Source organism: Paenibacillus sp. AD87 (assembly GCF_001659845.1).
Classification (GTDB): domain Bacteria; phylum Bacillota; class Bacilli; order Paenibacillales; family Paenibacillaceae; genus Paenibacillus; species Paenibacillus marchantiae.
The window spans coordinates 4,902,376-4,917,295 of record NZ_LXQN01000007.1 but is presented as its reverse complement, the minus strand read 5'-3'; the positions used below and the strand labels follow the sequence as shown (position 1 = coordinate 4,917,295).

13 protein-coding genes are annotated in these 14,920 nt (G+C 41.8%); 9 read left to right on the top strand and 4 right to left on the bottom strand.

Features of this window, described 5'->3' with window-relative positions; genetic code table 11:
• A complete protein-coding gene (locus tag gpAD87_RS21665) occupies positions 1-576 on the bottom strand; it encodes a GNAT family N-acetyltransferase (RefSeq protein WP_082935215.1) in 576 nt (191 codons plus the stop codon).
• A gap of 256 nt (positions 577-832) precedes the next feature.
• Between gpAD87_RS21665 and gpAD87_RS21660 the strand changes: the two genes are divergently transcribed.
• The 7 genes from gpAD87_RS21660 to gpAD87_RS21630 all read left to right on the top strand — a co-directional run bounded on the left by gpAD87_RS21660 (position 833) and on the right by gpAD87_RS21630 (position 9,731).
• The gene (locus gpAD87_RS21660) at positions 833-1,288 is read left to right on the top strand and encodes a GNAT family N-acetyltransferase (RefSeq protein ID WP_064640530.1); all 456 of its coding nucleotides are present in this window, start codon (positions 833-835) and stop codon (positions 1,286-1,288) included.
• A gap of 358 nt (positions 1,289-1,646) precedes the next feature.
• Positions 1,647-2,999 (top strand): amino acid permease, encoded by a 1,353-nt coding sequence (locus gpAD87_RS21655; RefSeq protein ID WP_157258504.1) that lies wholly within the window; start codon positions 1,647-1,649, stop codon positions 2,997-2,999.
• A 214-nt stretch (positions 3,000-3,213) separates the two neighbouring features.
• Positions 3,214-4,968, top strand: a complete 1,755-nt coding sequence (locus tag gpAD87_RS21650) for a methyl-accepting chemotaxis protein (RefSeq protein WP_064640529.1) — start codon at positions 3,214-3,216, stop codon at positions 4,966-4,968.
• 1,290 nt (positions 4,969-6,258) lie between these two features.
• Positions 6,259-6,645, top strand: a complete 387-nt coding sequence (locus gpAD87_RS21645; RefSeq protein WP_231952783.1) for a lactococcin 972 family bacteriocin — start codon at positions 6,259-6,261, stop codon at positions 6,643-6,645.
• Positions 6,646-6,712: 67 nt separating this feature from the next.
• Positions 6,713-8,899: a DUF1430 domain-containing protein gene (locus tag gpAD87_RS21640; protein ID WP_064640527.1), complete on the top strand. Its 2,187-nt coding sequence runs from the start codon at positions 6,713-6,715 to the stop codon at positions 8,897-8,899.
• Entirely contained in the window at positions 8,896-9,528 is a 633-nt protein-coding gene (locus gpAD87_RS21635) for an ATP-binding cassette domain-containing protein (protein WP_064640526.1), read from the top strand. The genes gpAD87_RS21640 and gpAD87_RS21635 overlap by 4 nt, the downstream gene beginning before the upstream one ends.
• Before the next feature lie 2 nt (positions 9,529-9,530).
• Positions 9,531-9,731, top strand: coding sequence for a bacteriocin-like WGxF protein (locus gpAD87_RS21630; RefSeq protein WP_064640525.1), 201 nt, complete (start codon positions 9,531-9,533; stop codon positions 9,729-9,731).
• A 359-nt stretch (positions 9,732-10,090) separates the two neighbouring features.
• Here gpAD87_RS21630 and gpAD87_RS21625 read toward each other — a convergent pair whose 3' ends face one another.
• Together gpAD87_RS21625 and gpAD87_RS21620 are read right to left on the bottom strand one after the other, a co-directional pair.
• Positions 10,091-10,600: a GNAT family N-acetyltransferase gene (locus gpAD87_RS21625; RefSeq protein WP_064640524.1), complete on the bottom strand. Its 510-nt coding sequence runs from the start codon at positions 10,598-10,600 to the stop codon at positions 10,091-10,093.
• Between the two features lie 171 nt (positions 10,601-10,771).
• On the bottom strand, positions 10,772-11,539 hold the full coding sequence (locus gpAD87_RS21620) for an AraC family transcriptional regulator (protein ID WP_157258503.1): 768 nt from the start codon (positions 11,537-11,539) through the stop codon (positions 10,772-10,774).
• Positions 11,540-11,733: 194 nt separating this feature from the next.
• Between gpAD87_RS21620 and gpAD87_RS21615 the strand changes: the two genes are divergently transcribed.
• Positions 11,734-14,055, top strand: coding sequence for a glycoside hydrolase family 127 protein (locus gpAD87_RS21615; protein ID WP_064640523.1), 2,322 nt, complete (start codon positions 11,734-11,736; stop codon positions 14,053-14,055).
• A gap of 82 nt (positions 14,056-14,137) precedes the next feature.
• Entirely contained in the window at positions 14,138-14,704 is a 567-nt protein-coding gene (locus gpAD87_RS21610; RefSeq protein WP_064640522.1) for a Uma2 family endonuclease, read from the top strand.
• Here the strand turns inward: gpAD87_RS21610 and gpAD87_RS21605 are convergent.
• Entirely contained in the window at positions 14,687-14,875 is a 189-nt protein-coding gene (locus tag gpAD87_RS21605) for a hypothetical protein (protein ID WP_064640521.1), read from the bottom strand. The two genes, gpAD87_RS21610 and gpAD87_RS21605, sit on opposite strands and share 18 nt — an antisense overlap.
• Between the last annotated feature and the right edge of the window lie 45 nt (positions 14,876-14,920).

Below are 14,920 nucleotides of genomic sequence, written 5' to 3'. Positions count from 1 at the left end.
TCATGCTTGTCCACCCTCCACATTGATCTGATTGTGTGCTTCCCATTCAGGTCTTAGAATTCCCATCAATAAGCGATCATAGCGTTTTCCATCACGATACACGGCTGATCTAGCACGACCTTCCAACTGAAAGCCGACCTTCTCATAGGCACGAATGCCCTTTGCATTATAGGCGATGACATCCAGACCTACCCGATCCAGATTCAATTCATGGAAGGCATACCGCAAAATAAGATTCAAAGCTTCTGTTCCGTACCCCTTGTTGCGATGCTCTGCGAGTCCAATGCCAATGGCAAGTTGTCCGCAGCGGTTGTTCCATTCAATGCTGTGAATGACAACGAATCCGATCAGTTGTTCACCCTTTAGCGTTCGAAGCCGAAAGTAAACTTCCTTGTCCTTCGTCTCGCCTTCATCCTCAAGCTGCTTTTCCGAAAATGGAATGGCAATATCCGTATCCACATTTCGCAAATATTCGGGATCTTCATTCCATTGCAGCATGGTCTGCACATCTTCTGCGCGGGGCGGAGTCATTTTCAATCGTTTGCTATAAAACAGATTTTCAGTCGATAGTGTCATGATGGTCTCCTTTTCACAAATTAAGTTTGCTTCACCTCAGTACGACAATTAGCTATATGGTTTCTATGCAATATTCCTCGCTCCTTTGTAATCAGATAGCCTCACTATAATGGAAATTTAAGGGTATCACAATAGACATTTCATTTGTGTTTTTGAAGCTGTTGTCAGAAAACCTGCCATGGTAGTACTATATAATCATTGGACATGTATTCAGTGTAAACAACACACAACAAAATTGTCGGCAGGAGTGGTAGATATGGAGATCAAAGTAGACGATTTGAGCGGCGATCAAGTCATTGGATTAATTGCAGAACATTTGCAGGGCATGGCAGCAGATTCGCCGCCGGAAAGCATTCACGCTCTGGATCTGGATGGGTTAAAGAAACCTGAGATTACATTCTGGTGCGCATGGGAAGCGGAAGAGCTACTGGGCTGCGGTGCCATGAAGGAATTGAATTCGGAGCATGCGGAATTGAAATCGATGCGTACAGCATCGGCTCACCTGAGAAAAGGCGTAGCAAGACAAATTCTTGCTCATATTATCGAGGTTGCCAAGGATCGGGGTTACAAACAGATCAGTCTGGAGACGGGTTCGATGGATTCTTTTATTCCGGCGCGCAAGCTGTATGAAGACTTTGGGTTTATATACTGTGAGCCATTTGCAGATTATAGTTTGGACCCGAACAGCGCTTTTATGACGAAGGAATTATAAGTTACACGATAGGCAGTAAAACATAGCAGGAACATTGGAAACCAGCATTCTATTGCATACAGACCGCTGGTTTTTTTGCGTTTAATGATTGTTTTGCGAAGTGCTAGACTGCAACAAATCATACATATTGGAGATCGTAAGAAGAGTAGAATGTATTCAAATGAACGGATTGAATTGCATACAGATTGCTTTGTATCATTGTGGGGTATAAAACATAGGTCATGTCAGCATTCGTTTGGGATGAATTGGCCGTACGGAACTGCTGGGCTGATCCATGAACAATAGGGTATACTGGAAGTTATGTTTCAGAAAACATAACAGAAGATTACAGACGTTTTTTACATCAGGAGGACTTGAATTGGCTCAGACAGAAGGAACATTGCAGAAGAAACTTAAACCAAGGCATATTAGCTTTATGGCTATGGGCGGTGTCATTGGAACCGGAATTTTCAAAGGAAGCGCCGAAACGATTGGACTTGCAGGTCCAGGAGTCATTGTAACGTACATTTTTGCAGGCTTATTGTTACTGGTTGTCATGGCTGCGATGGCGGAAATGGCTACAGTGTACAAGAACAAAAATATGAAAGACTTTGTGCAGGAAGCGTTCGGCAGCAGAGTCTCCTTTATCATGGGATGGATGTATTGTTTCCTCTGGTTGTCGGTTTGTGTAATTGAGGTCATCGCCGCAGGGAGCTTTTTGCAGTACTGGTTCTCGGAAGTGCCGCTGTGGATGCTGAGCTTGGCATGTGCGGTGTTTATTATACTGATTAATCTGCTGAGTGTAGGCGTATTTGGGGAATTTGAATTTTGGTTGGCTGGCATTAAAATCGCCATGATTATTATTTTTATTATCCTTGGGGCGGGTCTGATCTTCGGGATCATTCCAAGTGACAATACGCCTTATCTGCATAATTACACGCAAGCAGGCGGTTTCTTCCCTAATGGATGGTCATCGATCTTCTCGGCATTATTGGTCGTCATGTTCTCGTATGGAGGATCTGAGCTGATTGGCTTAACCTTAACGGAGACGGAAAATGCGGACAAGGTGATGCCCAAAATTGTAGGGAACTTCATGCTGAGAATTATTTTATTTTTCACGCTGCCGATTCTCATCATCTGTGGGCTCATTCCGTGGAATGAGTTGGGGCCTGAAAGCAGTCCGTTTGTACAGGTGCTGGCTTCCACGGGGCTTCCGGGAGCAGCACATATTATGAACTTTATTCTGGTGACCGCCGTTCTGTCTGCTGCGAATTCGGGCATTTACGGCGCATCCCGTATGATGCATTCCATGGCGGTAGGTGGTGAAGCTCCCAAGGCATTATCACAAACGAATCGTAACGGCAGTCCGGTAAATACACTGCTGGTATGTGCTGTGATTCTGCTTGGGGGCTCCATGCTGGGGCTATTCGCACAAGATCAGCTCTTCCGCGTGCTGCTGGCGGTTCCGGGGTTTGTCGTGATGCTCGTATGGATCTGTATTGCCACCTCACAGCTGAAGCTGCGTAAGAGATATCCGGTACACCCGACATTTAAAGTTTGGGGATTTCCTTACGTAACTGGAGCTGCTGTGCTGTGTCTCGGCGTTATTGCAGTCATGTTCGTGTTTGATGAAGGCAACCGTTTCAGCATAAGCATCTGTCTAACTGTACTCGTATTACTGATTCTCTGGTCTCTGATTCGATTCAGGAAGAAGCGTGGGCATGAAGTTTAGTGTTTGTAGAAGAAACATAATAGCTGTGCAACAACAATACATCTCGGCGTTCGTGCCGAGATGTTTTTTTATTGCTATCCGTATCCAATATTTTCTTGCCTAATTCGACAACTTCATATACTATTTTCACATTACATAGTGCTTCGAGCATGTAGTTTTTGGGTAGGGCGTAGTCGAAAAGGCTTACATACAGGTGTGAGAGGAAGAGGATTGGATGGTCGGTTTTTTCAAGAAACGTTTGGTTGTTCGCATTGTTGCCATTGTTACATTGGTCATTGTGATTATATCTGCGGGAAGCATGCTGCTTCAGCTGGCGAATATGAAGCTAGCCGCGCAGGAGGCCATATCGAGTTACAATATTCAAATTGCCGAGAGTTATGTGAAACAGCTGGATACAGGACCGTATGTGGAATTTGCCAAAGATCCCAAGGAAAATGACGTGTTCTTGAAGATTCGTGATGAGCTGGATGATTTTCGTGTGAACATCGGTGCGATGTATGTGTATTTTGTAAAAATAGACGATACAGGCACGCCTCTCATTATGGTGGACGGCATGAAAGATGCAGATAAAGCATCACCGATCAATGAAGTGACGGATATCCCAGGTGATGCAGTCCAAAAGCTTCTGCAAGGGAAAACAGCCAGTTCTCCCATCATTAATAATGAGGAGTATGGCGAATATATTTCCTCGTACGCTCCGATTCTGGACAGTAATGGGGCCTTAACGGGTGTGATAGGAATCGATACAGCTGTGTCGGTCATTGGAATTATTGAGTCAGATATTATGAAATCCAGCATTCCATTATATGCCCTGTTGTTGTTCATCACGGTTGCAGGCATCGCGGTTGTATTGTGGTTCATCGTAAGGGGGCTGCGACCGCTGAAACCGTTGAAGGCAAGCGTCGAACAAATGGCGCAAGGTGAGCTGGCGGAAGCTAACCGAATCCTGACAGCATATCGGCTGCAAAGTGAGGATGAGATTGGCAGCACATTCAAGGCGATGATTCATATGTCTGGGGACTTAAATAAAATGATCGGCGACATGGTTGCGGGTGTCTCGGTAACCACCGATATTCTCGCAGAATCAACGGAGCAATTCAATCGTGATGCAGAAGATATGCTTGAGATGAATAAGAGTGTTGACCAATCCGTGCAGCAGATCAGACAGGGAGCACATACCCAGAAGCAAGGTGCTAGCGACAGCGCCAATGCGATGGAAGAAATCGCTAAAGGGATTACCGATATTTCAGAGTCATCTACAGCCGTGTCCGACGCTGCAACAACTGCGCTTGCTACGGCACAATCGGGTAAGCAGAGCATGACGCAAATGAAGAAACAGATGGAGAGCATTTCGGCTGTATCTGCTGAAGTTGTAGCCATGGTCCAAGTGCTTAACAACTTCTCACAGCAAATCGGCGGTGCACTTCATACGGTGCGGGATTTTGCGAGTCAGACCAAGCTGCTGGCGCTGAATGCTTCAATTGAGGCCGCTCATGCAGGAGAGCATGGGAAGGGATTTGCCGTTGTAGCGGATGAAGTACGAAAATTGGCTGAGGCTTCAGGCACATCTGTGCAGACGATATCGGATTTGTTGCTCGGTATTCAGAAGGAGTCCCAGTATATCGGATCACAGATGGATGTTACCTCGCAAGAGATCGGCCAGGGGGTGACGAGCACAGCAGAAGCAGAGCTTGCCTTTACGCATATGGTTGAGGCGTTTCGTGTGGTAACACATCGTATCCAGGAGGTATCCGCAGCAGCGGAGGAAATATCGGCGGGTTCCGAGGAAGCGGCAGCATCGGTCAGTACGATCTCGCAAATTTCATCCGGCGTTTCAGATCATTCGGATGACATTTATCGTTTGACAGGGGAGCAGTCGAGCATGTTCCAGAAGGTGGCACAAACGTCCACCCTGCTGAGGCAGCAAACGATTGAGTTGAGCGAAGCTGTAAGAAAAGTAAAGGTATAAGGGAAGCAAGCTGCATCCTTATCAAATATGCAACACTCTGGTGCAAGCACCGGAGTGTTTTTTTTTACATTCCAATTATGCCTTAGACTCTGCCATCATAACTGATCAAGCTCAATCGCCTGTCTGAAGCGTTGAGCAAATCGTGATCCGTGTGTAGAATTACCCCATTGAGATCCACGTACCGGCTTAGTCTATCCAGCGTTTCATGAACCAAAGCGAGGTCATTTCGTGTGGAACGATGCCAAGCTACAAGCTAGTTATTATATAAATCTTGAATGACAGACAGATAGACAAAATGTTCTCTGGTATGAATATAGGTAATATCTGTGACGAGTTTAGTTCGAGGTTTATCTGCCTGAAACTGGCGCTGAAGCCGATTCTGATTCATCACAGGAAGCTTGTCTTCGAAAGAATCGACGCTTCTTTCGAATGACAGAACAGATTCCTAATTGTTCCATTAATCGATAAACCTTTTAATGGTCGCCTGACTGTATTGTCAGTTTCATCGCTTTAAGAAGTTCATAGCATTGAACGGAGTCATGAGCTTCGCCGCCCGTTAATTCGAAACGAAGTGAATGGCCTAACACATCGACCACGACATGGATTTTAGTGCTTAATCCCACGAGGGAACGTCCGATCGCTTACTTTCCCCTGATCTATGCTGGTGAGCACTCACAATCGAAGCATCAATCATGACACTTTCCTCATCCTCATCCAGAGAAACACATGCTAGCACCTCATCCCAAATCCTAGTTTTCTTCCAGGGCCGAAAGCAGAGTGTACGGATTTCAAGTTAGGAAAGTGGTCAGGAAAATCACGCATTCTGCGCCTGAACGAGCAATCCAAAGCATGACATCAATTGCGGACATCCTCCTTAATGTTTTCAATCGGGTTGAAACAGTTCTTGAACTCGCTGCCATTGTGTCTCTTTTATTTCGTATCGTGTATTCATCTAATATATTTAACCCCTGTAGTACCACTTAGACTATTTGAATACGCTCACTAGTTTAACTCATTTATGGTGGTGAATGATATGTGCTCGTATAATATGTATGTTTGTTTACATTTAACATCTAACTGGTATATTATGCATTGGAATGAATTTGGGAATAAAATGTAATTTTGGATTTCGAATTGTTTGTTCTGCTTAGCTTATTATTGTTCTCTCTCTAATAACCTATAAAATTTGTTATATTATAAAAAGAAATATATGGTATTTTTTGAAATGTTATGATATATTCGATTTGTAATTAAACAAAAAAAAGAAAAGAGGTTATTATTTTGAAAAAAATGAAAAAAATAGCAACTTTTTTGGCTGTTATTACTTGTATTGTAGGATCTGCTGTTAGTGTGTCAGCTTCATCTGCTGATATTCAGAACAGTGGTGGCGTTGACTTAGATCAGCTTATGAATCAACAATCGGTAGCTCAAACATTACGTCAATCTAGTTCTGTTGTGACGTTAGCTTCTGAAGAACATGGTGGTGGAACGTTCAGTGTAGAATGGGGGCTTGATCGACATACTGCATATTACAACCATCCTGATAAAGAACACTTAGCTAGTGTTTCTAACAGTTCCACAACTATACGTAGTGAGTGGCAACCTGCCAAGATTCAAGCTTCTGCTTGGATCAAGTCTTCTTTAACGGGAAACAAAGCTAATTGGCAGACTAGATAAAATACGAAATAAACTAACATAGTGCGATTGATCGCACTATGTTAGTTTATTTAAAGGGGTCGTTTTTTTGAGTAAGATATTGTGTGTCTTAATAGGTCTGGTGCTGTTATCTTCAAATTTATTTATGTTATTCTTTCAGAATAGCAAGAACATGGTAGATATGATTTACGGTGATAATACCATTTTACATATAGATTATGGAAAGGCTAATCCCGAAGCTGATAATAATTATTTAATTAATTCTTTGATCTCTTTTTCGAGGGAAAAAAATATTAACATCTCCCAATATAAATTTTTAAGCGAAAATCAGTTGAATATATATTCGACCAATATTATGCAGGATAGTAAATTGAAATTAAAATCAGGCCAGATATCCCTCGAAAAGGGTGTTTTTTTAACTAATAATTCAAACGAAGATACTACAGGACAAATAGGACAGATACATTTTCCTTTATCCACATGGGATTTGAGGATCTACAACATAGATGATGTTAAGAATGTTGGACTCGGTGAAGAATTCTATATTAGAGGAGCTAGTAATGATACAATAAAAGCCTTTATAGAAGAATTTTCTATTTACGGGACTATATCGAAAACAAATGTGGAGATAAGTAATTTATCTTTGATTAATATAAATCTTCTCGTGGTTACACTTTTTTCTGTTTTTCTTTTTGGAATAGGACTTTTTTATTACTTATCATTAATAAGAAAGACTATTGCTGTAAAAATTTTATGGGGTTTTTCTACGTGGCGAACTTTAATTTCCATTTCAAATATGTTTTTTAAATTCTCATTATATTTACTTTTGATTTTTATAGGAGGAATTATAGCGTCTGTTATTATTTTCGAGCAACAATATTTTCTAGTCGGTTTTTTGTTGTTTTTTTTAATAAATAATATTTTAGTTATGTTTTTTTTGTTTTTGTTTGTTTATCTAGGTTTACGTGTGGTGCAAAAATTGGATGAAAAAATGTACAGCCTAAGAGGGAAACTGCCTTATGAAAAGATTCAGTGGGCTTCAGCGGTACTAAAAACAGTCGTTAGTGTCGTACTCTTTGTTGTAATGAGTACCGCCTTAACTAACATGAATGAATTGAATACTAAGTTGAGGGCACTGGATTATTGGAATCAGAGTCTAAATGTTTTTAGAGTTCAATTAGGGGTTTTAGGGAAAAATATCACAAATGATCTGGCAGCAGAAAGAGATTTAAATAACAGACTTTTTGCATTTTACAAAGATGTAGAATTGAGTAATCAGGCATTCTTGATAAACTCTGAGAACTTTCGTAATACTGGCTACCAGAAAGAGGGAGAGCCTGTATATCAGTATACTATTAATACTACAAATGATGAATTATATTCTCCTTATGGAAGAAGGGTTATAATCAACATGAATTATTTAAGGGTTAACCCTATTGCTAGTAGCGACGGAAAAGATATTATAAATAAAATTGAAAGTGAAGAAGATGTTTTAAATATATTAGTACCTGAGCAATTCAAACAGATAGAAAATAAAATTACCTCGACTTACCGTGAATGGTTCTATTTTCAAAAAGTTCATGTGAGTAATATCTACAATGAGGAATTAGGCTACCCAATTAATGATAAATCAATTAAAGATTTAAAAATAAATATTGTATACGTGAAAAATGATCAAGAGTATTTTACATTTAACAGTCAGACTGGCGACAAAGAAAATAAAATTCTTGATCCCATTGCGATTATTTATAATGATAGTTTAGATACTTCTAATATGGGAGCATATGCGACAACTTCACTCTTTTTTGAGGACCTGTCTCAAGGGAGTGCATATAATAATATTCTGCCTTCAATTTCTAAAACAAATGTTCATGAAATTAATAATGTTGTTTCTGTGTATAATGAAGCCCACGATGAGGTAGTAAACAGAAAATGGGTTCTATTTCAACAAATAATTGGGTTTTTTATCAGCGTTATATTATCTATAATACTTGTTGCTTCTTTTGCCTGGGCGTATTACAGCTCTAATATATACAGAATTAGTATTAAATATTTATTTGGGCATTCTAATTGGGCGATTAACAGAGATGTAATCTTAACTATTTTTGCGTCTAATGTCATTGCTGGAATAATTGTATTTCTCTTATACAATAAAGTGATTATTCTAACTATGGTTTGTATTGTTTTAATTATTGATTTATTCATAATTAGATTATTAAGTAGTTCTTTTAGAAAGGGAAAAATGAATAAGATTCTAAAGGGAGACCACATATGATTGATTTAATTAATGTAGGGAAGAGCTATGATGGAAGGCCTATACTATCAAATTTCTCTCTAAGTATAAAAAAGAATGAATTTGTATCAATAGTTGGGCCGAGTGGAGCAGGGAAGACTACGGTACTCAATTTAATAGGGTTACTTGATAATCCAGACTATGGTGTTGTAAAAATAGGCGGCATTAGTAATCCCAATAAAAAAGAAGTAATGCAGTTGAGAAGGGTGTTTTTTGGATATGTTTTTCAAAATTATGTTCTCATGGATAATGATACTGTGTTAAATAACTTGTTAATATCGAAAACATATAATACTGCATTTAACGAAAAAGCGATGGTGGATACTTTAGAGAAGGTTGGTCTAAATACAAACCTCTTAAACAAAAAAATATATCAATTAAGTGGTGGAGAACAGCAAAGAGTTGCGCTTGCTAGAGTACTATTGAAACCCTTCGAGATCATATTGGCTGATGAACCTACAGGGAATTTGGATGATATTAACAAACAGATTGTAGTCAACTTGCTCCATGAGATGAGAAATATTGGAAAAACAATTGTATGTGTTACTCACGATGCAAAAATTGCTAACCAATCTGATAGAGTAATTCAAATTATAGGTGAAGGGGAATAACAATGAAAATATTTGGTCTGGCGATCATAAATAGCGTAGCAATTCTTCTTACTGTTTTAATTCATAAAGTTATTTATCGAATTTTATTATTATCATATGATAGTTTAGTTTTATATTGGGGAATTTTTGTTGGTGTATTCTTCGTGTTAAGCGTACTAATCAACATTTTCTTCCTAAAAGGAAAAAGTGAATTATCAAATTAGTTTGTAATTTGATTGCATATAAACTTAATCTAATGATTAATGCAGCTAAAATAACTATCGGTTATTTATTATTATTTTTAAGATTTCATATTCAATTTAGTGATTAAGAACAATGAATTAAACCATCAAAGATCCAAAGCTGCTATTTCAGTTGCTTCAGGCTGTCGAAAAATATCGACAGCCTGTTTTGTTGTATGATTTTTAGGATGAAAGTCTTGAATTGGTTTGAAGAGGCTCCATAAAAGGGGATAATACCATGATGAGCGGCCTTTTCGTTTTTTTACGAGTTAAATGCACTCAAACTCATATCCTTGTTCGTTTCCTTCAGTTGTGCTCCTAATGCCATGTTCTCACATGAATTATGAATCATAACGGTAGCAGATCGCTTTGCCTCCGCCACTCTCGGAACTGAATTCCGGGTCTTCTACAAAACCAAAACGTTCGTATAATCGAATCGCGTTGACCATCTGACCCCCCGTATATAAATACACCGTATTTTTGCCCATGTCTTTGGCAGATTCAACGCATTGTTGAAGCAGTTCTCTGGCAATACCGTGACCTCTCCACTTGGGATCGACGCCCAACAGTCGAATAAACGGATAATCAATAGGCAACTCGAAGTTCGGGTAAGCCTTATGCGCGGTCTCGAACAATTGGACCGTTCCGACAATCTGATTATCTATTTTGGCAATCCATAATTGCTTGATATAAGGATTGCTCGGCGATTCCCGAATATCCTTCAAATAATGTTCCCATTGTTCCTGTGTTTGGAATGTGTCCCGGTACTCGGAGTAACTTTCAATGAGAATATGTACAATTTCTTCATGGTCAGCTTCTGTAGCGGGATGAATCGTTACTGCCGTTGTCATCTCAAGTTCTCCTTCTGATCTAATCTTGGTTTGATAAGAGATATAGTTGACTTGAATTGTATCACACCCAATGGTACTGGATTCATTCAAATTTTCTATATATGACTCATAAAATTCTATGAGTTGGTATATCCGCACAAGCACAACCAAGGTTCGCACGTATAAGGTTCATTATAGAAGGTTGAGCTGTGTGGAATACAAATTATTGCGATATTCGGTGGGTGTATTGCCTTCGTATTGTTTGAACATGCGCAGGAAAAGTTTGTAATCCGAAAAACCACATTGCCCGGCAATTTCTTTCACACTGGCATTTGTATTGAGCAGCATCTGCTTAGCCCGGCGAATCCGTTCCGTGAGGATATAGGTTTTGAGCCCAATGCCTTTCTCACGTTTCACCATTTTGGAGATATAGTCCTTGTTAAAATTAAAAGTCTCGGCAATCTTTCCAACCGTAATGTCGGTATGCAGATGAATATCCACCCACTTGCAGATGTGGTCAACGATCGCATTGTGCGGCCGATAACCCGCCTGTGTATTGCGTTCCAGTTCTTTGAGCAACAGCAGCAATGCCGCGTCTGCTTCTTCCGGTGAGAACGATGAACTATGCAGCAATTGCTTGAACAGCTGATTGGCGGTGGACGGAACCTGAATAGTCGCATGGGTGGGATACTGGTCGAACTCTTTCTCAATCGAATCATAATGAACCCAGTAAAAGCTGACGGGAGCATCGCTAACCTGATAGCCATAATGGGTGCGTCCAGCCCTCAGAAATAGCAGATCATTTGCACGAACCACGAACTGCTCGTCCTCCTCCGCAATGTACATCTCGCCTTCCAACATCAAAATGACCTCGTGAACAGGCATGCTGCGCTTCATGTGGCTCCAATTACCTTCGGTTATGAACTTGCCGCACAGGTAATGTTCCAATGGCTTTTGCATAGGACGGGTTTCTCCACCTTTTCTTGGATTATGAGTCTGATGTAGTTGTATTTTATTTGATAATATGAGGATATTCAAGGCCTGTATGAAGAAAGAACGCAAGAGACAATTGAATTGCAACACGGATTTTACCCTTTGTATATCTATAAAAGTATTTCTAAATATCCACTACATACCGAGGAGGAGCGAGCAGAATGATTGAAACCAAAAAGGGATTTCTGGGACCTGAGCATGTCAATCTGTTAAATGGCGTTTTTCAAACGTCACAGGAAGTTGGAGAAAAGTATTTGTTATCCCTGGACATTGACCGTTTTCTGGCACCATGTTTTGAGGCCCATGGGTTACCGGCAAAAAAGGAACGATACGCGGGTTGGGAGGCACGCTCGATTAGCGGGCATTCCCTTGGACACTATCTGTCTGCCCTGGCTGTGACCTATCAGGCGACAGGTAATGAAACGTTAAAGCAGACGCTGGATTATGCCGTCAGTGAGCTTGCATCCATTCAGCAGCATACAGGCAGCGGGTATGTCGGCGGCCTGTCCGAAGAAGCTTTCCGTATTGCATTTCGGGCAGAACATATTGGTGGTTTTAACATCGGTGAATACTGGGTGCCTTGGTACAGCGTGCACAAAATCTATCGTGGTCTGATTGACGCTTACAAATTAACGGGTAATCAACAGGCCCTTGAGGTAGTAACGCGGTTTGCTGACTGGGCGGTGGACGGTCTAAGCCCGATGACAGAAGAACAGATGCAGGTCATGCTTCTATGTGAACACGGCGGTATGAACGAAGTGTTTGCACATTTGTATGGAATCACCGGGAAGCCCGTATACCTTGAGATAGCCAACAAATTCACACATCAATTAATCCTCGAACCGTTGGAATACAAGCAGGATGATCTTCAGGGCAAACATGCGAATACGCAGATTCCGAAAGTCATCGGTGTCGCCGAAATCTATAACCAGGACCATAACCATGAGAGTTACCGGACAGCGGCGGAGTTTTTCTGGGATACCACGATTCATCATCGGTCTTATGTATTTGGTGCAACGAGCATTTCGGAGCATTATGAAGCGAAAGGCATGGAGAGTTTGGGCATCAAAACCGGAGAGAGCTGCTGTACCCACAACATGATGCATCTGACGAAGCAGCTTTATACCTGGAATCCCGACAGTGCCTACATGGACTATTATGAAAATGCGATCTACAACCACATCCTGGGCACACAGGACCCGGACACAGGGAACAAAACGTATTTTGCATCAACACTGCAAGGCCACTACAAAATCTACGGTACTCACGATACCGCCTGGTGGTGCTGCACAGGATCTGGCATGGAGAACCCGGGCAAATACGCCGAGGCGATCTATTTCGAGGATGAGCAGGCTCTGTACGTTAACCTGTATATTGCTTCCCAGTTGGACTGGAGATCCCAAGGCATATCGCTGAAGCTCGAAACCGACTTTCCTTATTCGGAAAAGGTAACCCTTACGATCACCGAAGGCAGCGCCTCGGCCAATCTTAGGCTACGCGTGCCCTCATGGCTACAGGAGCCAATGACGGCAACGGTCAACGGGGATACGGCCCATCCGCATACCCGGATGGAACCCGGATACCTCGACATCGAGCGCACATGGACCGCTGGCGATGTCATCACCATCACGCTGCCGATGTCGCTCCACCAATACACGTCCAGGGACGATACACACAAGGTGGCATTCCTGTACGGCCCGATTGTGCTGGCAGGGGCTTTGGGAAGCGAAGGGCTGCCCGAGGATACCATCGTGGACGAAACGGCACTGAATCCCAAAACTGCACCTGTACCTGTGATCTGGACAGAGCAGGAGGATGTGCACGAGTGGATCAAGGTCGTGGACGCAAGTACGTTGACGTTTGAGATCAGCAAGGATGTCACTTCAGACGGTAACCCGGTGAAACTGATTCCGTTCTATGATGTACATCATGAGTTCTATACGGTCTATTGGCCGTTTAACGATGAAGGGGATGCACTGGAGAAGGAATTGAATGATATCACCATCGACAGGGTGCAGCCTGATGGTCAGCAGGATGAGATTGGACATCATCTGGAAAGCAATTGCCGCGCAGAACATCATAACGGTTCATATACAGACAGCCGCAACAAGCTGCATATGTGGCGAGAAGCATTTGGTGTCAGCGGAGCTTACTTCAGCTACCAGCTGGCAGTGGATGGTGCTGCACCGAACTATGTATGCGTGGCATACTGGGGCGGGGATCATTCTCCTTTTGAACGGGAAGGAACACGGCATGAGAGAATATTTAATATCGCCGTCGATGGCCATGTGGTCGGAGAACAGCGAATTCATATGAACAAGATCGGTGAAGTATTCTACGTTACCTATGATATCCCTGAGAAGGTTACGTCAGGCAAAGAAAGTGTGCGAGTTGCATTCCAGGCGTTGGATGACAACGGTTGTGCCGGGAAAGTCGTGGAGGTACGTACAACGCGCAGCAAACCGGAATCTATCTTCTCATAAAAGAGGCGTTGTATGAAAATGGGCAAACACAATGTTATAATAAGAGCAAAATGCTGATTAGGTAAAAGAGGAGGTTGGAAGTGTGGCAAAACCGGATAATAAAGGCATCTATAGTTTTCAGGATTGGTTAACTTGGGAGGGAACTTGGGAGTTAATTAACGGCAAAGCGTTCAATATGTCTCCAGCCCCTACCTCATTACACCAGTTTATTGTGGGTGAGCTGCACTTCTCCTTGCGTACTTTTTTTCAGAATCGGAAATGTATCGTATTTGTTGCTCCCTTTGACGTGTATTTCAGTGAGAATGAACAGTATGACGTACCTGATCATGTTGTCCAACCGGATTTATCGGTGGTTTGTTCCAAAGACCAAATATCCAAAAACGGCTGTCAAGGTGCGCCGTCTCTAATCATAGAAGTACTTTCTCCTTCAACTGCGCTGAAGGATTTTAACGAGAAGTTTAATCTGTATCAGAAATATGGTGTGAATGAATACTGGATTGTTGACCCTGGCAATCAGACCGTTCATGTGTACACATTGGAAGAAGGCAGTTACCAGAACCGTCAACTGTACACGGAGCAAGAAACGATTCAATCGGTGTTATATCCGGAACTTGCGATTCCGCTTCGAAATTTATTCAAGCTGAATTAGATCTGTCAATATCATCATCACTCCGGCGCTGGCGTCGGGGTGTTTTTGCTTTTTATCGTATTGAACAAGCCCTATATAAAAAATGACACGCACTGCAAATTTCCACGTATTACCTGATAACATTTCTTTTTCCGCCACCGATTGTTCAAGGGCATCAGGTTCGGTTCCCAAAGGTTACAAAATCTTATCCACGTTGTCCCTCTAAAGATGAAATGG

What these genes read in the sequence shown, in the direction of transcription:
- gpAD87_RS21665 (WP_082935215.1), bottom strand. Translation starts at nt 576, where the DNA reads ATGACACTATCGACTGAAAATCTGTTTTATAGCAAACGATTGAAAATG.
- gpAD87_RS21660 (WP_064640530.1), top strand. Translation starts at nt 833, where the DNA reads ATGGAGATCAAAGTAGACGATTTGAGCGGCGATCAAGTCATTGGATTA.
- gpAD87_RS21650 (WP_064640529.1), top strand. Translation starts at nt 3,214, where the DNA reads ATGGTCGGTTTTTTCAAGAAACGTTTGGTTGTTCGCATTGTTGCCATT.
- gpAD87_RS21645 (WP_231952783.1), top strand. Translation starts at nt 6,259, where the DNA reads ATGAAAAAAATAGCAACTTTTTTGGCTGTTATTACTTGTATTGTAGGA.
- gpAD87_RS21635 (WP_064640526.1), top strand. Translation starts at nt 8,896, where the DNA reads ATGATTGATTTAATTAATGTAGGGAAGAGCTATGATGGAAGGCCTATA.
- gpAD87_RS21630 (WP_064640525.1), top strand. Translation starts at nt 9,531, where the DNA reads ATGAAAATATTTGGTCTGGCGATCATAAATAGCGTAGCAATTCTTCTT.
- gpAD87_RS21625 (WP_064640524.1), bottom strand. Translation starts at nt 10,600, where the DNA reads ATGACAACGGCAGTAACGATTCATCCCGCTACAGAAGCTGACCATGAA.
- gpAD87_RS21620 (WP_157258503.1), bottom strand. Translation starts at nt 11,539, where the DNA reads ATGCAAAAGCCATTGGAACATTACCTGTGCGGCAAGTTCATAACCGAA.
- gpAD87_RS21615 (WP_064640523.1), top strand. Translation starts at nt 11,734, where the DNA reads ATGATTGAAACCAAAAAGGGATTTCTGGGACCTGAGCATGTCAATCTG.